Raw genomic sequence first — 17,474 nt, forward strand, 5'->3', positions numbered from 1 at the left:
TCCGTTTGCCTTCGAAAACCCACGAAAGCTTCGTCAATCCGTCATGGAAATCACCTATGGCAGCGGGTCTGATACATGTCGCCCGAGGCGCTGAGCTGTTTTGGGACAACGACTTGCCGCAACCAAAGACTTGAAGCGCGTCACATCGATCCCCGTCGGGTAATGCGCTTCGACGAGGACTTTTTATGCGTTACGCCATCTATTTCACCCCACGGCAGGACGAGCCGCTGGCGCGGATCGCCGCCAACTGGCTGGGCCGCGATCCGTTCGGCGCGGCGACCCGGCCGGTCGAGGCGGTGGGTGAATTGTCGGCCGCGGAAGTCGCCTTCCACACCGCCTCGGCGCGGCGCTACGGCTTTCACGCGACGCTGAAGGCGCCCTTCCGGCTGGCGCCGAACGAGACGGAAGCCTCGCTGCGCGCCGCGCTCGACACTTTCGCCGAAGCGACGCCGCCGGTCATCATTCCGCGTCTTGTCGTCGGCCAGATCGACGACTTCTTTGCCCTGGTGCCGGAACAGCCATTGCCGGCGCTCAACAGCTTCGCCGGCGAGGTCGTGCGTGCCTTCGACAGTTTCCGCGCGCCGCTGAGCGAGGCCGAAATCGAGCGGCGCAGCCCGGATTCGCTGAAGCCGGACGAATTCCGCAACCTCTGCCAGTGGGGTTATCCTTATGTCTTCGAGACATTTCGCTTTCACATGACGCTGTCCGGCCGCGTCGGGCCACAGGAAAGCCAACGTGTTCTGGCAGCGATTGACAGCCTGTTTGCCGATGTGCTCCAGCGTCCGGTGTCGGTGGATGCGCTGACCCTGTTTGTCGAAACCGAGCCGGGCGCCCCGTTCATGGTGCTTTCCCACCATGCGCTTGGACACCGCTCGGCCAGGAAGACCGCTTGAGCCGACTGCCCGATTTGACCGCCAGGTTTGACAACTTGAGACCAAGGACCGCCTGAGATGACCGCCGAGACCGTTTTGAACAATGCCCGCATCGTGCTGCCCGGCGAGATCGTCGAGGGCTCGCTGCTGCTGCGCGACGGCCTGATCGCCGCCATCGAGCCGGGCGATGCCCGCACCGGCGAGGACATGGGCGGCGACTACATCATCCCCGGCCTGATCGAACTCCACACAGACCACCTTGAAGGCCATTACGCGCCGCGGCCGAAGGTGCGCTGGAACCCGATCGCCGCGGTGCTTGCCCATGACGCACAGGTGGCCACCGCCGGCATCACCACCGTGCTCGATGCCTTGCGCGTCGGCATGGATGAGGACGCCGACCTGACCTCCGACGACGTCCGCAAGCTTGCCGACGCCATCGAGGACAGCGTGCGCGAAGACCGGCTCAGGGCCGATCATTTCCTCCATTTGCGCTGCGAGGTCTCGGCGCCGGACTGCCTGAAAGCCTTCGCCAATTTCGACACCGACGACAGGGTCAAGCTCGCCTCGCTGATGGACCATTCGCCGGGCCAGCGCCAGTTCGTCGATCTCGAGACCTATGCCTATTACTACCAGCGCAAGCTGAAGCTGACGGACCGCGATTTCCAGGAATTCTGCGAGAAGCGGATGGCGGAATCGGCGCGCAATGCCGGTCCGAACCGCGCCTTCATCTCGGCCGCCTGCCACGAGCGCGGCATCGTTCTCGCCAGCCATGATGACGCCACCGCCAGCCATGTCGGCGAGGCTGTCGAACAGGGCGTGCGCGTGGCCGAATTCCCGACCACGGAAGAAGCGGCAAAGGCCTCGAAGGCGGCCGGCATGGGTGTCTTGATGGGCTCGCCCAATGTCATGCGCGGCGGCTCGCATTCCGGCAACGTCTCGGCGCGCACTTTGGCCGCCGCCGGCCTGCTCGACATCCTGTCGTCCGACTATATTCCCTTCAGCCTGATCCAGTCGGCCTTCTTCCTCGGCGACGTCGTCGAAGGCATCTCGCTGCCGCAGGCGGTGGCCATGGTATCGAAGAACCCGGCCGAGGCCATCGGCCTTGCCGATCGCGGCGTCATCGAGCCTGGTCGCCGCGCCGATCTGGTGCGCGTGCGCGTCGACGACCATGTGCCGGTGGTGCGCACCGTCTGGCGGCAGGGCCGCCGGGTCGCATGATGGTTTCAGCCTTGATCGAGCGCACGCTGGCCGAGACCTTTCCGATCCGCAACGGCGTCTTCGTCGCCGTCGTCGGGCCGAGCGGCGCCGGCAAGGATACGGTGATCGGCTACGCCAAGCAGCGCTTTGCCGGCGAGACCCGGCTCGAATTCGTGCGCCGCGTCATCACAAGGCCGAGCGACGCGGCAAGCGAGGATCACGACACGCTTGCCGACGCCGCCTTCGCCGAGGCCGAAGCCGACGGCGCCTTCGCAATCTGCTGGGACGCGCATGGCCTGCGCTACGGCCTGCCCGCCGATGTCGACTGGGCGGTTGGCAACGGCCATGTCGCCGTGGCCAATGTCTCGCGGTCAGTCCTCCCTGCGCTGCGCGAGCGCTATGCCAATCTGGCGGTGGTCGAGATCACCGCCGCGCCGGAGATCCTGGCCGAGCGGCTGGCGGCGCGCGGTCGCGAATCGCGCGGCGAGGTGCTTGCCCGCCTGGCGCGCAGCACGACCGTGACGCTTTCCGGACCGGACGTCACCTCGATCGACAATTGCGGCGCCAGGGAAATCGCCGGCGAGCGCTTCGCCGAAGTGCTGCGCAAGGCAATGGCCGTATCCGACCTGTCGGGATTAATTGGATAAAGCATGTCTCCCGACAGTGCAGCGGTTTCGGGATAAAGCGATGCTAAAAAGCAAAGACCAATTCCCGGAAAGCGTGAAACGGTTTTCCGTCCGGAATTGCGCCAAAACAAATAGATAGAGCGGGTCAGCGTTTCGGTTAAACGATGAGCCGCTCCGGTTTATGTTGCGTGCCGGTCCCGACCTGCAGGACGGGTGTCAGCTGACGTGGTTGCCGCAGGTTGCGCTGGCGCGTCCAGGACCGCGACGTGATGCCGGTACACCATTTCCCAGCCCTTCCAGCCGGTGAACAGCAGGATACAGACAACGATGAATGAAAGCAGCACGCCCCAGGGCCGAACTGCGGCTTCGGCACCCTCGCTATAGCGCAGATAGAAGTTGACCAGCGCCAGAACGACCGCCGTCAAATTGCCGAGCATGTGATACCAGGCATCGGTCAATGCGCGAATGCGCGGCTCGCTGAAGAAGTCGATAAAACCAGCTACTGCTGCCAGGAGAGCCATCACGATAGCTGCCCCAATCAGCCACATTGATGCCCGTGCCCAGAAGGCATCGGCAGTCCTCCAGAACACCAGGTCGGTGACAAACGCGCCGACAAGAAAAGCAACAGGAAATGGAATGAGCATCGGATGGATGGGGTGACTCCCCACCTTGGCGGTGCTTACCGGATTCGTGGCCATGGCGGCGCCTCCGAACGTTAAAGCTCAGGTCAACGCAAATATATCAGTTTCGTTCCAATCGCAGATTGAGCCCGGAGACCGTTTTCGCGAAACACGCGATCTTGCTGCCAAGTCGCTGGGCGCGGCATGGATGCGGCCAACATTGGTTGCGGCATAAATGACCGCTTACTGGAAGTTCTGCATTACTCCGCCGGCGCGCCGGCAACGTTTCTGCGCGTTGCTTCCATCATCCGCCGCCGGGCCCTGAACACGCCCCATTGCTGGTCGACCAGCACGCCGATCAGGATCACGCCGCCCATCACTGCGAAGTTGAGCGAGGAGGGGATGCCGAGCAGGTTGACGAGGTTCTGCAGCTCCTGCAGCAGCACGGTGCCCAGGATGACGCCGATCAGCGAGCCTTCGCCGCCGCGCAGCGAAAACCCGCCGAGCACAGCGGCGGCGATCGCGTAGAGCTCGTAGAACTGGCCGTGGCTGGCCGGCGAGATGGAGCGTGTGTACATGGCGAAATAGATTGCCGACAGCGCCGTCAGCACGCCGCAGATGACATAGGCCGACATCACCACGCGGCCCGTGCGGATGCCCGAATATTTCGCCGCTTCCTCGTTTTTGCCGATGGCGTAGAGATAGCGCCCGAACACCGAGCGGTGCAGCACCACCCACATGACGATGGCAATGACGATCAGCGCGATGAAGCTGTTCGGCACGCCATAGCTGCGGCCGGCGGTCAGGAACTCGAGGTCCGGGAAATTCTGCCCGAAGGCAAAGCCCGCCGTGCCGTCGGCGGTGTAGAAGCGCGCCACGCCGCGATAGATGAGCAGGCCGCAGAGCGTGACCACGAAGGGCTGCAGTTTCAGCCTCGTGATCAGCCAGCCATGCACCAGCCCGATGACGGCGCCGAGCGCGATGATGATGATGAAGGCCAAAGGCCAGCCAAGCTCGCGCACGGCGATGAAGTCGATGAACAGTGTGCCTAACAGCGCCACCACCGAGCCGACCGATAATTCGATGCCGCCGGTGATGATGACGAAGGCCTGGCCGATCGACAGGATGCCGAACAGGCCGATCAGGTTCGAGGTGTTGGCAAGGTTGATCGGCAGCAGGAAGCGCGGGTTGATGATCGCCACCACCGCGCCGACCACCAGGATCAGCACCAGCAGGCCAAGATCTTTCTTGCTCATTGCACTCCTCCCGCTGCCTGCAGCGATTTCGGCTTCTTGCCCACCGCCAGCAAAAGCACGTTTTCCTGGCTGAAATCGGCCTTGTCGAGAATGCCGGAAATCTGCCCCTCATGCATGACGGCGATGCGGTCCGAGACGCCGATCACCTCTTCCATGTCGCTGGAGATCATCAGCACGGCGACACCGGCGTCGGCCAGCGCCCGCATCAGCCCGTAGATCTCGGCTTTGGCGCCGATGTCGATGCCGCGTGTCGGCTCGTCGAGGATCATCACCTTGGGGTTCATCGCCAGCCATTTGGCCAGCACGACCTTCTGCTGGTTGCCGCCCGACAGCGTGCCGGTGCGGGTCAGGACCGACGGCGCCTTGATGCCGAGGTCCTTCTTCTGCTTCTCGGCGGTGGCGATTTCCGCGCTGGTCGACACCAGCGAGCGCTTCGCATGCGCCGGCAGATTGGGCAGCGAGATGTTCTGCGCGATGGAGAGGTCAAGCAGGATGCCGGTGAGCTTGCGGTCCTCCGGCACCAGGAAGATGCCGTTCGCCACCGCGTCGGCAGCGGAGCCGACGTTGAGCGCCTTGCCCTCCAGCGCGACACTGCCGGCGAGCCGCTCGTCGATGCCGAAGAGGACGCGTGCCAGCTCCGTGCGCCCCGAGCCGACCAGCCCGGCAAGGCCGAGGATTTCGCCGCGCCTCACCTCGAGGTCGACCGGCCGGTCGGGATAGGCGGTGGTGCAGACGGAACTGGCCGAGAGCGCCACGCCGCCGGGCGCACGGCCTGCTTCGGCGGCCTTCTCGCGCTCCTTCAGCATACGGCCGATCATCAGCTTGACCATCTGGTCGTGGTTGATTTCGCTCTTCGGCAGCGTGCCGGCGAGCATGCCGTCGCGCAGCACCACGACACGGTCGGCGACGCGCTCGACCTCGTGCAGGCGGTGCGAGATGAAGATGACGCTGATGCCTTCCGCCTTCAGTCCCTTGATGACGTCGAGCAGCTTGTCGGTCTCGGCGATCGGCAGGCTGGAAGTCGGCTCGTCGAGGATCACCAGCCGCGCCCTGATCGACAGCGCCTTGGCGATCTCGACCATCTGCTGCTGCGCAAGCGACAGCGAGGCGACCGGCGCGTCGGCGGAAAAATTGGCGCCGACGCGCTTTAAGAGCGGCGCCACCATCTCGCGTAGCTTGGCGCGGTCGACGAGCTTCAGTGGCCCGCCGCGCAGCGGCTCGCGGCCGAAGAAGATGTTGGCGGCGACATCGAGGTTGTCGAACAGATTGAGTTCCTGGTGCACGAAGGCGATGCCGGAGCCGAGGCTGGCTTCCACGGTCAGCCCGTCATGCGCGACGCCGTCGACGGTGATGCTGCCGCTGTCCGGCCGCGTCACCCCGCCGAGGATCTTCATCAGCGTCGATTTGCCGGCGCCGTTCTCGCCGACCAGGCCGATCACCTCGCCCGGCCTGACCTCCATCGAAAACCCGTCCAGCGCCACGACGCCAGGATAGGTCTTGCGCACCGCCTCAAGGCTCAGGAATGGAGCGGATTGAACGATGGATGGGTCGGAATAGTTCATCGCGCCATGGTTCATCGAGCTAGCCAGCAGCCGGTGGGCCACAGACTGACGGGCCTTGCAAGGCCCGTCAATACAGGCGCCGGCTCAAGGTCCGCTTTGAGCCGGCGCAACTGTGCTGAGCTTACTTGCCCTGCATTGCCTTGAGATTTTTGGCGTAGGCGTCGACGTCATCCTTGCCGATGATCTTGGTCGGGATGATGATCAGGTTACCGGCCGGGATGCCCGACTTGTCGCCCTTGAGATAGGCGGCCATCAGCTTCATGCCCTGATAAGCCCATTCGAACGGCTGCTGCACGACGGTCGCGGCGACCGTGCCTTCCTTGACGCCGCCCAGCGTGATCGGATCGTCGTCGAAGCCGACGACGGTGATCTGGCCGAGCTTGCCGGCGTCGCGCAGCGCTTCATAGATGCGCGGCGTATTGTAGGAATAGAAGCCGACCATGCAGGTGATGTCGGGGCTGGCGACCAGCGCATCCTCGACATTCTTCTTGGCGCGCGCCTGGTCGATGTCGTCGCCGCGCACGTCGACCAGCTCGATCTTGCTGCCGGCGAGCCCGTCCTTCATGCCCTGGATGCGCTCCTTGGCGTTGTCGGCGCCGAGCAGGCCGACGAAGCCCAGGCACTTGCCGCCGTTGGGCATTGCCTTCTTGGCGATCTCGGCCGCCTGCTTGCCGGCGTCGACGTTGGACGAGCCGATATAGGCGACGCGCTTGGTCTGCGGGGCGTCGCTGTCGGTGGTGAACAGCGCCGTTTCCGACGCGATCTTGTTCAGCCCGTCGGTCGATGTCTTGGGGTCGACGGCCGAAACCATGATCCCCTTGACGCCGGCGGTCACCAGGTCGTCCATCAGCCGCTGCTGGATGGCGACCGACGACTGTTCGGGATATTTGAGTTCGAGAGTATAGTCGGGCAGTTCGCCCTGCGCCTTCTTCACGCCGGCTTCCGCGGCCTTCCAGAAGTCCGACGCACCGTTGACGACGAAGGCCAATGTCGGCTTATCGTCGGCACGCGCGATCGCCGTGGCCGCCAGGCCAAGCAGCAGGGCTGCCGTGGCGACGGATGCATTCCTGATCACAGATTTCATATTCAACCTCCCTTTTGAAACTATCGCTGATATCGGCTGCGGCCCGGACGCCCTCCTCCTCAAGGGGTGGCCCAAAGGTCTGGCAACTTAGGAACGGAGCCAATCCAGCCGCGACCGAAACACTAGACACTCATTCGACGTTCGTAAATAGTCCGATTTGTCTGACATTTTCGTGAGTGTGCGGCGGGTCCGTTTCCGGGGTCAAGCCGGTCTGATGGCGCGCCGCTTACACTCGTTGCCGTCACCGGCCGGAAGCCCCGATCTGGTTGCGACGCGTTGACAGTAGGACGCTTACGACTATTAGTAAAGAGTATTAGTTATGAGATGCCCGCAGCGGAGGAGACTATCGAAGCAGGGCGCGCACGGGAGGAGGGAGAGCGGTGGCGATCAGCTTTGCCGCCGCGGCGGTTTGAGAAAAATCAACCATTTTCCGCCCTTGGCCGGTCGTTTTTCGTCGTGTGATGACGCGAGTGGCATGGGATGCCTTGCGTGTGATAATATATATAAGCAAGGGTGCCCTGTCCGATAGGCGCGCCCGACGACATCTTGCCTTTGATGCGGCTTTGCCTGAGAGCGGCCGGGCTTGGGAAACGACGATGAGCGAACCGACACAACTGCGCGACCCTCCCGAGGCATCGAAGCGCCGCAGGCCGGCCGCCCGCGGCCCGAAGGGTCGCGTCACCATGACCGACATCGCCAGGGCCGCCGGCTGCTCGCAGGCGACGGTATCGTTCGTGCTCAACAATTCGCCGGGCATCCGCCTGTCGCAGCAAACCCGCGACCGCGTGATCGAGGCGGCACGGGCGCTGGGTTATTCGCCGCCACTGTTTTCCGCGCTGCGGCCGCCGGTGGCGCCGTTCGAAGGGCTGGACGGCGTCATCGGCTTTGCCGTCGACCAGCTCGCCACCAGCCCCGAAGCGGTGGTCGCCATCGAGGGCGCACGCCAGGCCTCGTGGAACGCCGGCAATGTGGTTCTGGTGGCGCAGACGATGGGCGACGCCGTGATGGAGCCGAAGGCCATCGAGGCGCTGACCCGGCGCGGCATCTCGGCGCTGATCTACATGACCATCTTCACCCGCGAGATCACCGCGCCGGACTTCCTCTATGGCCTCGACATTCCGGTCATCCTGCTCAATTGCTACACGGCCGACTATGCGTTTCCGGCCGTGGTGCCGTCCGAGATCGCCGGCGGCCAGAGCGCCACCCGGCATCTGATCAGCCACGGCCATCGCCGCATCGCCACCATCACCGGCGAGCCGTGGATGCAGGCGGCGCAGGACCGGCTGAAGGGCTATCGCCGCGCGCTCGCCACAGCCGATATCCCCTTCGATCCGGAACTGGTGGTCGAAGGCGACTGGTCGGCCAGCGCCGGCTACGCCGCGACGGTGAAACTGCTCGCGCTGAAGGACCGCCCGACCGCCATCTTCTGCCAGAACGACCGCACCGCCATCGGCTGCTACGAGGCGTTGAAGGAGGCCGGACTGCATATCCCGCAGGACATTTCCGTCGTCGGCTATGACGACGAGGAGATCGCCCGCCATCTCTTCCCGCCGCTGACGACATCGATCCTGCCGCATCTGGCGATGGGCCAATGGGCGATCGAGCAGCTGGAAACGCCGCCCGCGCCCGGCCGCGGCCGCTATCCGATCACCAAGCTGGAATGCCCGCTGGTGGAGCGGGAGAGCGTGGGGCACGTTAGGGGAGCGGCAGCATGAGAAGCCCTAGGTACCAGCCGAAATTTCGCAACTGTATTGACATTGTCATGACAGTCATTAGATATCTGAAGATATCTGATCCCGACACAGGAGGATTTCGGATGGCGCAGTTCAGTCATGCGGGCCGCAATCGCGACGCAGCGCGCAAGGATGATGTGATTCAGATCCGTGCTTCGGCGGGGACGAAGGCCATCCTTAGCCGCGCCGCGAGCTTGCGCGGGCAGAGACTGTCGGAATTCATGCTGGACAGCGCCCGCAGGCAGGCCGAGGAGACCATTCTCGACCAGCGCGCCTTCTTTCTCGATACCGACGCGCATGAGAGATTTCTCAATCTGCTTGATACCCCGAACAAACCGACCGAAGAACTTCGCGCACGTATGACGCGCAAGCCCGCCTGGGAGCGTTGATGCCCGCTGAGGGAGGGCAACCGCAGGGATTTCGTGTCAGCCCTCCGGAGCGCCTGACTGTCGATCATGACGTCTCCGAATTTCGCAATGGTAAGCATTGGTCCCTTGACGACTGGTTGCGTAACCGTGCCCTCGCAGGTGAAGGACTTTCTGCCCGAACCTATGTTGTCTGCGATGCGGACACGAAAGATCGCGTCGTCGGCTACTATGCGATCTCGACGGCGATGGAGGAGCGGGTCGCGCTGCCAAGCGCGAAGCTGCGCAGGGGCATGCCCGAGCAAGTTCCCCTGCTTCTGATCGGCCGCCTGGCAGTCGATCAGGCGCTCCAAGGAATAGGGCTCGGGGGTGACTTGCTTTCCGATGCGCTGCGGCGCTGTCTGGCAGTCTCGGACATTGCCGGGGTTCGCGCCGTGGTGGCGCACGCAATCGACGATGACGCGATGGGTTTCTATCAGCGGCACGGCTTTGTCCTGTCTCCGTTGGGCGAGCGAGTCATGCTGATGCCGATCGAGACGGTGCAGGCACTGTTTTCGAGAATTTAAGTCGAGCCCGCATGGATCAACTGCAAAGACGAGGAGATCGCCCGCTTTTCGCCGCCGCGCAGAATGGCAGATAAACAAACATTCACCCCGATCGCAACTGCGCGCGCATGGCGTCGCGGAAGCTGCGGAAGTTCGGATAGCCGAGCAGCGCGAGCAGCCTGAGCAGCGTGGTCCTGGGAAGCCCCGTGGCCTCGGCCATGTCGTCCGCCCTCATGAAGGCGGCGTCGGCCCATCGGCAGCGAAGGAAGTCGCTCAGCGCCGGATGTCTGGCCACCGGCTTCGGCTCGCAGGCCAGCGCCGCGACAAGCGTCGGCGGCGGCGACAACAGACCGGGCCGCGCCGGCATCCGCCCGCTTCAGGCCAGGTTGATGGCGACGTTGCGCAGCAGCGCAACGGATTTGCGCATGCCTTCCATCGGCGACAGCATCATGTCCTCGTGCTCGATCGACAGCACGTCGTCGTAGCCGGCCTGCTTCAGCGCCGTGCAGAACTGCCGCCACCAGGTTTCACCATGGCCGTAGCCCAGCGTGATGTAGTTCCAGGCCCTTTCGGCAAACAGTGTCGGCGGGCGCGCATCGAGCGTGCCGTCGATGCCGGCCGGCACCGGTTCGACGCGCGTATCCTTGGCGTGGACATAATAGATCGCGGAGCCAAGCTTGCGCACGGCGGCGATGGGGTCGGCACCCATCCACATCGGATGGCTCGGATCGTAGTTCGCGCCGACCGTCTCGCCGACGGCATCGCGCAGCCGCAACAGCGTCTGGACGTTGTACACGGCCTGATGGCCGTGCAGTTCCAGGCAAAGCTTCCTGATGCCGAGATTGTTCGCGAACTTCACCAGATCGCGCCAGTAGGGAATGATGCAGTCGTCCCACTGGTAGCGCTGGATGTCGGCGCATTCGGGCGGCCAGTCGGTGACGATCCAGTTGGGGTTGGCATCGCCCGGACCGCCCGGCAGCCCGGACATCATCACCACGCGATCGATGCCCATCAGGCTCGCCAGCCGGATCGTGTCCTCGGTCACCCGGCGGTGTGTCTTGCCCTGCGGCCCTGGATGCAGCGGATTGCCCGAGCAGTTGAGCGCCGCGATCGTCAGCCCGTGGTCGCGAACCTTGGCGGCGAATTCGGCGCGAGCCGCCGCACTGTCCAGCAGCGCCGGCAGATCGATGTGCGGAGCCGACGACCAGTTGCCGCAAGCAAATTCCAGCGTTTCCAGCCCCAGTTCGGCGGAGGCGCTCAGCATCTCGTCGAACGATAGGTTGCCCAGGCTGTCGGTGATCATGCCAATCTTCATCTGCGGGCTCCTGGTTGACTTGGGACTACACGGTCAGAGCGTCACGGGCTCGAACCTGCCCGACCTTGCGGAGGCAAGCGCCGCTTCGCAAAGGATCATCGCCTTACGGCCGTCGCTTGCCGTGACGGCTGGCTTCCGCCCCGTCTCCACGCAGGAGATGAAGTGATCGATCTCGGCGGCGTAGGATTCAGCGTAGCGCTCGACGAAGAAATAATAGGGCTTGTCGCGCGATATGCCGTTGCCGCCATACGCCTCGACCGAGGTCGGCAGCCGGTTGCCGGCCTGCAGCATGCCTCCGGCGCCATGCACCTCGATACGCTGGTCGTAGCCATAAGCGGCCCTGACGCTGTTGTTGATGTGGCACTGCCGGCCGGACGCGGTGCGCAGGATGAACATCGCGGTGTCGTAGTCGCCGAGCTTCCTGTATTGCGGCGCCACCAGGGACGACCCGGTGGCGAACAGCTCTACCGGCTCCTCGCCCAGCATGTTCCGCGCCATGTCGAAGTCGTGGATCGTCATTTCGCGAAAGACACCCCCGCCTCCGGCCAGCGCCTCCTCGGTTTCCGGTTCGGGATCGCGGCTGGTGATGATGACCTGTTCGACGGCGCCGATCTCGCCGGCGACAAGGCGCTCCTTCAGTGCCCGGAAGCTCGGATCGAATCGGCGGTTGAAGCCGATCTGGAACGGCACTCCGGCCTTGGCGACCGCAGCCAGGCACTCGTCCGTGCGCTTGAGGTCGAGATCGATCGGTTTCTCGCAGAAGATCGCCTTGCCTTTCGACGCCGCGGCCATGGCAAGACGGGCATGCGTGCGCGTCGCCGAGGCGATGAACACCATCTTCACCGAAGGATCGTTCATCACCGCCTCGGTGTCGGCGATCTCGGCGCCGGTCGCGGCGGCGACGTGGTGTGCCGCCTCGCGATTGGGATCGACGATATAGCGCAACCGGATCCTCGGGTGGCGCGCGAGATTGCCCGCGTGCACGCGGCCGATCAGCCCCACCCCGAACAGACAAACATCCATCATGCGTTCGACTTTCCTGTCGGGCCGTCCTGTCGCGGAACGGCCAGTTCATGTTGCCGGGCGGTGTTCACTTCACCGCGCCCATGGTGAGTCCGCGAACCAGGTGCCGCTGCACCAGGAGCGCGAAGAAGACGATCGGCAGCGCGCCGATGACACCCGCCGCCGCCATGGAGGCCCAGTCGGTATCGATGCGTCCGATCAGCGTCGCGGTGCCGCGCGGCATGGTCATGGCGCGCGGCGTCGCCGTAAGTGCCAGCGCGAAGAGAAATTCATTGAAGGTGACCAGCACCGCGAAGATGGCGGTCGCCGCCAGCCCGGGAGCCGCCAGCGGCAGCGTGATGCGGCGAAAGGCGCCGAAGCGCGAATCGCCGTCGACCATCGCGGCCTCCTCGAGATCGACGGGGATCTCGCGAAAGAAGCTCTCCATCATCCAGACGCAGAAAGTGATGTTGAAGGCCGTGTAGGTGGCGATCAGGCCGAGCCAGCTGTCGAGCAGCCCGAGGCTCAGCATCAGCAGGTAGACCGGGATCAGGATGACGACCGGCGGGATGATGCGCAGCGTCAAAAGGAACAGGCCGACCTTGCGCTCCATGGCGAAAGGCAGGCGGAACCTGGCGATCGCATAGGCGCCCATCGCGCCGGCCACCAGCGCGATGGCGACGGAGAAGAAGGTCACCACCAGCGAATTCGTCAGGTAAGAGCCGAACTGCTTTTCGGTGAACAGCCTGACGTAGTTGTCGAGCGTCGGCACATGCGGGTAGAGCGTGCCTTCCTGGGTGATCTCGCGGTTGGACTTGAGCGAGGTCGAGACCAGCCAGTAGATCGGCAGGAGCACGGCGGCCAGCACGAAGACGGTGGTCAGGATGCGCGCCAGGCGGGTCCTCATGACGCATCGACCCTGCGCAGGAGCCTGATGGCGCTGAAGGCGAGCGCGAGCACGACGAGGCCGATCGTCACGAACAGCGCCGCCGCGTATCCGGTCTGCTGGAACTTGAACGCGGTGTCGTAGCCGTAGATTGAGATCAGCCTCGTCGCCTCGCCCGGCCCGCCCCGGGTCAGCACGAAAACCTGGTCGAAGGTGCCGAAGGCGTCGATGGTCCGCAGCACGATGGCCACCGCCAGCACCGGCCGCATCATCGGAAAGGTGAGGTCGGCAAAGACGCGCCACGCGCCGGCGCCGTCGACGCGCGCCGCCTCGAACGGCTCGTGCGGCAGCGATTGCAGGCCGGCAAGCAGGATCAGGAACATCAGCGGCGTCCATTCCCAGACATCGAGCACGACCAGGCCGATGAAGGCATTGAGAGGGTTGCCGAGGATCTGCACCGCGCCGCCGCCCAGGGCCACCGAAAGCGCAGTCAGCATGCCGGCGTCGCTGGCGTAGATCAGCCGGAAGACGATGGCGACAACGACCGGCGTGACCACCATCGGGATGATGAGCACGGTCCTGAGCAGGCGGATGCCGCGAAACTCGCGCAGGCAGAACAGCGCCAGCGCAAAGCCGAGCACCGCCTCGAACGACACCGACAGCGCGACGAACTTGACGGTGATCCAGAGCGCGTTGAGGAACTGCGCGTCGCTCCACAGATGCAAATAGTTCTGGAAGCCCACATCGGAGATCGGCGAGCCATAGCGGTAGGCCCTGGTGCTGGCGCGCAGGCCATCCCAGAGCGGATAGACGAGCACGCCGAGCACGATCATCAGGCCCGGCGCCAGCATGAGATAGGGAAGGGCGAGGTCGAGCCCCGCCCCCTGCAGGCGATATTTGCGCGCCTGCGTTGCGCCCCGCATCAGTAGTAACCGGCCGTGGTCAGGTAGTCCTTGACCTGCTTGGCGGCATTGTCCAGCGCGGCGCCGCCGCCGGAGCCGGCCTGCAGCGCCTTGTTGAGCTCGATGCCGAGCAGTTCCTCGACCTTCGCCCAGTCGGGCGTGCGCGGCCTCGGCAGCGCGCCGGCATCGAGCTGCTGCAGGGCGACCGGGATCAGCCGGTTGCCCGGCTTGGCGATGCCGAAGGCGCTGCGCTTGACCGGGATCGAGCCGGCTTCCGAGAGCTTTGCCTGGGTTTCGGCGCTGACATACCACTTCAGGAACTCGATCGAGTTGGCCTTGTTGGGTGCCGATTTCGGCACGCCGGCAATGAAGATGCCCATCTGGGCGATCGCCTGCTGCTGCTTCGGCACGACGCCGAAATCGAGCTTGCCCGCCACCTTGGTTTGGGCGGGATCGTCGGCTTTCAGCGCATTGCCCGAATATTGGATGATGGCGCCCGCGTCGCCGCCGAGGATCGCAGCACCCTCCTGGTCGGAATCGAACTCGACGACGCCGCTCGGCGCGTTCTGCTTCATCGTGCCGACGAAGAAATCGGCCGAGGCCTTGCCTTCGGCCGAATTGAAGATCGGGTTCCACTTGTCGTCGAAGAAGGAGCCGCCGAACGACAGGAAAACCGGATACCAGCTGGTGACGATCGGATTGCCGGAGACGCCGCGGAAGACGACCGGATATTTGATCTTGCCGGCGGCGACGCCTTCCTTGCCTTTGGCGATCACCTCGTCCCAGGTCTTCGGTGCGCCGCCGGTGAAGACGTCATTGCGGTAGGTGAGTGTCTGCAGGTCGCCGACGAACGGCACGCAGATCAGCGTCGGCTTGGCGTTCTCGAAGCCCTTGACGCGCGGTCCCTTCTGCGGCGGCCAGTAGCCCATGTCGATCATCGAGCCGATCCAGTCCTTGTCGGAACCGTCGATGCCGCCGGCGCCAAGATCCTCAAGCACGTTGGCGGCGCCGAACTGCGGCACCCACGGGTCGTCGAGCAGATAGAGGTCGTACTGGCCGGCGCCGCTCTGGGCATCGGCGAACCACTTCTCCAGCGTCACGCCGTATTCGTCCTCGAGGAACTCGATGTCGAAGCCGGCCTCCTTGGCTTGGGGGATGATCTTCTGCTTGAACGGCGTCAGCCCGCCATCGGCGAAGGCGCCGATGATCACCTTCTTGCCGGCCGCCCTGGCCGGCATCGGCAGGCCGAGCGTGGTGAGGGCGGTGGTCGCCAAAGCCAGGCCAAGCCCGGCCTTGATGACGGAGCGGCGAGTAAGTCTGCTGGAATGCATCATTTCACTCTCCCATTGTTGTTGACCCTGTGGACGGCGGTAAGGCCGGCCGGATTGAAGAAACAGGCGTTCGCCGGGTCGAAGGCGACGCCGATGCTTTCACCCACCACTCCCCGGAAATCGCGCCCGGCACGCACCGAGACGTTGCCGCCTTCGAGACGGACATTGACCAGCGTCTCGTTGCCCATCGGCTCGACGACGTAGATTTCGCCGGGCAGCGCGCCCGGTTCGCCTGGCTGGGCGACGCTGCAGTCCTCCGGCCGCAGGCCGATCTCGACGACGGAAGCGGCGCGACAGGCGGTGAGCCGCGCGGCATCCAGCGCGACGACCTTGCCGCCCACCGTCACGCCGTCGTCGGCAAGCCCGGCGGGCAGGATGTTCATCGGCGGATTGCCGACGAAGGTGGCGACGAAGCGGTTTGCCGGACGATCGTAGATGTCGATGGGCGGGGCCATCTGCTGCAGCTCGCCGCCATGCATGACGGCGACGAGGTCGGCCATGGTGAGCGCCTCGACCTGGTCATGGGTGACGTAGATGGTGGTGGCGCTGAGGCGCTGGCAGAGCCGCTTGATCTCGCCGCGCATGGTGAGCCGCAGCCGCGCGTCGAGATTGGACAGCGGCTCGTCCATGAGGAAAGCCGCTGGATCGCGCACGATCGCGCGCGCCAGCGCCACGCGCTGCCGCTGCCCGCCGGAGAGCTGGCGCGGCCGGCGGTCGAGCAGGTGGCCGATTTCGAGGATGGCGGCGACCTCGCCGATCTTGGCCTTGCGCCCGGCATCGGGCGTGCCGCGGATCCACAGCGGATAGCCGATGTTCTCGGCGACCGTCATCTGCGGATAGAGCGCGTAGCTCTGGAAGACCATGGCGATGTCGCGATCGCGCGGCTGCAGCCGCGTGACGTCGCGCTCGCCAATGAAGACCTTGCCGGCGGTCGGCATGTCGAGGCCCGCCAGGATTCGCAAAGCCGTCGTCTTGCCGCAGCCCGACGGGCCGAGGAGCGCGAGGAACTTGTGGGCCGGCACGGCAAGGTCGAGCGATCGCAGCACGTTGAGCGCGCCGAAATTCTTGACCACGCTTTTGTAAACGACCGAACTCATCGCCTTCCCCGGCGCCCCATTCTGCCTTCAGGCCTTGCGTTCGTCGACTGTGAAGCCGACGCGTTCCGCCAGCGCCTTCAGTTTGCGGTAGCCCATCCTGGCATAGGTCAGGGGATGCGCCTTGGCCGGGTCCTGCTCGGCCTCGACCACCAGCCAGCCGCAATAGCCCTTGTCGGCGAGGATCCTGAGCAGCGTCGCATAGTCGATCGCGCCGTCGCCGGGCACGGTGAAGATGCCTTCCATCACCGCGCCCATGAAGCTCATGTCGGCCTCGCGCGCTTTCTTCAGCACCGCCGGTCGCACATCCTTGCAATGGACATGCACGACGCGGCCGACATGGCGGCGCAGCAACTGCTCCGGGTCGCCGCCGGAGAAGGCGCAATGGCCGGTGTCATAGAGCAGGCCGACCGCCTCGCCGGTGGTCTGCATCAGCATGTCGATCTCGGCGTCGGTCTCGACGATGGTGCCCATATGATGGTGGAAGGCCATGCCGACGCCGAAATCGGCGAAGCGCTCGGCCAGCCGCGTGATTTTTTCGCCGTAAGGCTTCCATTCGTCGGCCGCGAGCTTCGGCCGCTGCGAGATCGGATCGTGAATGGCGCCATGGCGGCCGCGCGAGGTGTCGGCATAGACGACATGTTTCGCGCCGAGGTCCTTGAGCAGCGTCAGATGCGGGCGGATCGCTTCAAACTCGTCCTCGACCTCCTTCTCGCAGATGCGGCCGTCATACCAGCCGGAAACCAGCGCCAGCCCGTAATGGTCGAGGATCGGCCCCAGCGTGCGTGCCTGGCGCGGAAACTTGCCGCCAAGCTCGGTGCCGGCATAGCCCGCCTCGGCGGTTTCGCTCAGGCAGGTCTCCAGCGGCGTATCGCCGCCGAGTTCCGGCACGTCGTCATTGGTCCAGGTGATGGGATTGATGCCAAGTCGAACTGTCGTCATTGCTCGCTTTCGGTCCCGCGGCCGGAAGGTTGCGGGCGTTCGTTTTGAGGAGGGAAATGGCCACGGTTCTGTCGGCAGGACCCCTGCCGTTTCTTATTTTGGCCGGACGCCCTCCCAGCGCCTTGCCAGACTGTCTTGCGTT

Annotated in this window: 18 protein-coding genes; 6 read left to right on the plus strand and 12 right to left on the minus strand. The window is 64.7% G+C overall.

The window, feature by feature from the left end; all coding sequences use genetic code 11:
• The first annotated feature begins 185 nt into the window (after window positions 1-185).
• The 3 genes from FJ974_RS02720 to phnN are packed head-to-tail and all read left to right on the plus strand — an operon-like array spanning window position 186 to window position 2,716.
• Entirely contained in the window at window positions 186-893 is a 708-nt protein-coding gene (locus tag FJ974_RS02720) for a DUF1045 domain-containing protein (protein WP_140530955.1), read from the plus strand.
• A gap of 57 nt (window positions 894-950) precedes the next feature.
• A complete protein-coding gene (locus FJ974_RS02725; RefSeq protein ID WP_140530952.1) occupies window positions 951-2,090 on the plus strand; it encodes an alpha-D-ribose 1-methylphosphonate 5-triphosphate diphosphatase in 1,140 nt (379 codons plus the stop codon).
• Window positions 2,087-2,716: a phosphonate metabolism protein/1,5-bisphosphokinase (PRPP-forming) PhnN gene (phnN, locus tag FJ974_RS02730; protein WP_181177031.1), complete on the plus strand. Its 630-nt coding sequence runs from the start codon at window positions 2,087-2,089 to the stop codon at window positions 2,714-2,716. The genes FJ974_RS02725 and phnN overlap by 4 nt, the downstream gene beginning before the upstream one ends.
• A 158-nt stretch (window positions 2,717-2,874) precedes the next feature.
• On the opposite strand, the gene FJ974_RS02735 is transcribed toward phnN, so the two are convergent.
• From FJ974_RS02735 to FJ974_RS02750, 4 genes are all read right to left on the minus strand, one after another.
• Complete coding sequence (locus FJ974_RS02735; protein WP_140530949.1) at window positions 2,875-3,393, minus strand: DUF2231 domain-containing protein; 519 nt, start codon at window positions 3,391-3,393, stop codon at window positions 2,875-2,877.
• A 182-nt stretch (window positions 3,394-3,575) separates the two neighbouring features.
• Window positions 3,576-4,571 (minus strand): ABC transporter permease, encoded by a 996-nt coding sequence (locus tag FJ974_RS02740; RefSeq protein ID WP_140530946.1) that lies wholly within the window; start codon window positions 4,569-4,571, stop codon window positions 3,576-3,578.
• The gene (locus FJ974_RS02745; protein WP_140531549.1) at window positions 4,568-6,133 is read right to left on the minus strand and encodes a sugar ABC transporter ATP-binding protein; all 1,566 of its coding nucleotides are present in this window, start codon (window positions 6,131-6,133) and stop codon (window positions 4,568-4,570) included. The genes FJ974_RS02740 and FJ974_RS02745 overlap by 4 nt, the downstream gene beginning before the upstream one ends.
• Before the next feature lie 121 nt (window positions 6,134-6,254).
• Window positions 6,255-7,217, minus strand: a complete 963-nt coding sequence (locus FJ974_RS02750; RefSeq protein WP_140530944.1) for a sugar-binding protein — start codon at window positions 7,215-7,217, stop codon at window positions 6,255-6,257.
• 596 nt (window positions 7,218-7,813) lie between these two features.
• On the opposite strand from FJ974_RS02750, the gene FJ974_RS02755 reads away from it, so the two are divergent.
• From FJ974_RS02755 to FJ974_RS02765, 3 genes are all read left to right on the plus strand, one after another.
• Window positions 7,814-8,932, plus strand: coding sequence for a LacI family DNA-binding transcriptional regulator (locus FJ974_RS02755; RefSeq protein WP_181177030.1), 1,119 nt, complete (start codon window positions 7,814-7,816; stop codon window positions 8,930-8,932).
• A 101-nt stretch (window positions 8,933-9,033) separates the two neighbouring features.
• Window positions 9,034-9,339, plus strand: a complete 306-nt coding sequence (locus tag FJ974_RS02760; RefSeq protein ID WP_140530941.1) for a DUF1778 domain-containing protein — start codon at window positions 9,034-9,036, stop codon at window positions 9,337-9,339.
• On the plus strand, window positions 9,339-9,881 hold the full coding sequence (locus tag FJ974_RS02765; RefSeq protein ID WP_140530939.1) for a GNAT family N-acetyltransferase: 543 nt from the start codon (window positions 9,339-9,341) through the stop codon (window positions 9,879-9,881). The genes FJ974_RS02760 and FJ974_RS02765 overlap by 1 nt, the downstream gene beginning before the upstream one ends.
• Window positions 9,882-9,963: 82 nt before the next feature.
• Here FJ974_RS02765 and FJ974_RS02770 read toward each other — a convergent pair whose 3' ends face one another.
• From FJ974_RS02770 to iolE, 8 genes are all read right to left on the minus strand, one after another.
• Complete coding sequence (locus FJ974_RS02770; RefSeq protein ID WP_140530936.1) at window positions 9,964-10,227, minus strand: hypothetical protein; 264 nt, start codon at window positions 10,225-10,227, stop codon at window positions 9,964-9,966.
• Between the two features lie 9 nt (window positions 10,228-10,236).
• On the minus strand, window positions 10,237-11,175 hold the full coding sequence (locus FJ974_RS02775; RefSeq protein ID WP_140530934.1) for a sugar phosphate isomerase/epimerase family protein: 939 nt from the start codon (window positions 11,173-11,175) through the stop codon (window positions 10,237-10,239).
• A gap of 33 nt (window positions 11,176-11,208) precedes the next feature.
• A complete protein-coding gene (gene iolG, locus FJ974_RS02780; protein ID WP_140530931.1) occupies window positions 11,209-12,201 on the minus strand; it encodes an inositol 2-dehydrogenase in 993 nt (330 codons plus the stop codon).
• Window positions 12,202-12,265: 64 nt separating this feature from the next.
• On the minus strand, window positions 12,266-13,084 hold the full coding sequence (locus tag FJ974_RS02785; RefSeq protein WP_140530928.1) for a carbohydrate ABC transporter permease: 819 nt from the start codon (window positions 13,082-13,084) through the stop codon (window positions 12,266-12,268).
• Window positions 13,081-13,986, minus strand: a complete 906-nt coding sequence (locus FJ974_RS02790; RefSeq protein WP_140530925.1) for a carbohydrate ABC transporter permease — start codon at window positions 13,984-13,986, stop codon at window positions 13,081-13,083. Before FJ974_RS02790 ends, FJ974_RS02785 begins: the two co-directional genes overlap by 4 nt.
• Window positions 13,986-15,299: an extracellular solute-binding protein gene (locus tag FJ974_RS02795; RefSeq protein WP_140530922.1), complete on the minus strand. Its 1,314-nt coding sequence runs from the start codon at window positions 15,297-15,299 to the stop codon at window positions 13,986-13,988. The genes FJ974_RS02790 and FJ974_RS02795 overlap by 1 nt, the downstream gene beginning before the upstream one ends.
• Window positions 15,296-16,393, minus strand: coding sequence for an ABC transporter ATP-binding protein (locus FJ974_RS02800; protein ID WP_140530919.1), 1,098 nt, complete (start codon window positions 16,391-16,393; stop codon window positions 15,296-15,298). The genes FJ974_RS02795 and FJ974_RS02800 overlap by 4 nt, the downstream gene beginning before the upstream one ends.
• A 27-nt stretch (window positions 16,394-16,420) precedes the next feature.
• On the minus strand, window positions 16,421-17,332 hold the full coding sequence (gene iolE / locus FJ974_RS02805; RefSeq protein WP_140530916.1) for a myo-inosose-2 dehydratase: 912 nt from the start codon (window positions 17,330-17,332) through the stop codon (window positions 16,421-16,423).
• Window positions 17,333-17,474: the final 142 nt, after the last annotated feature.

The organism is Mesorhizobium sp. B1-1-8 (assembly GCF_006442795.2).
GTDB lineage: Bacteria > Pseudomonadota > Alphaproteobacteria > Rhizobiales > Rhizobiaceae > Mesorhizobium.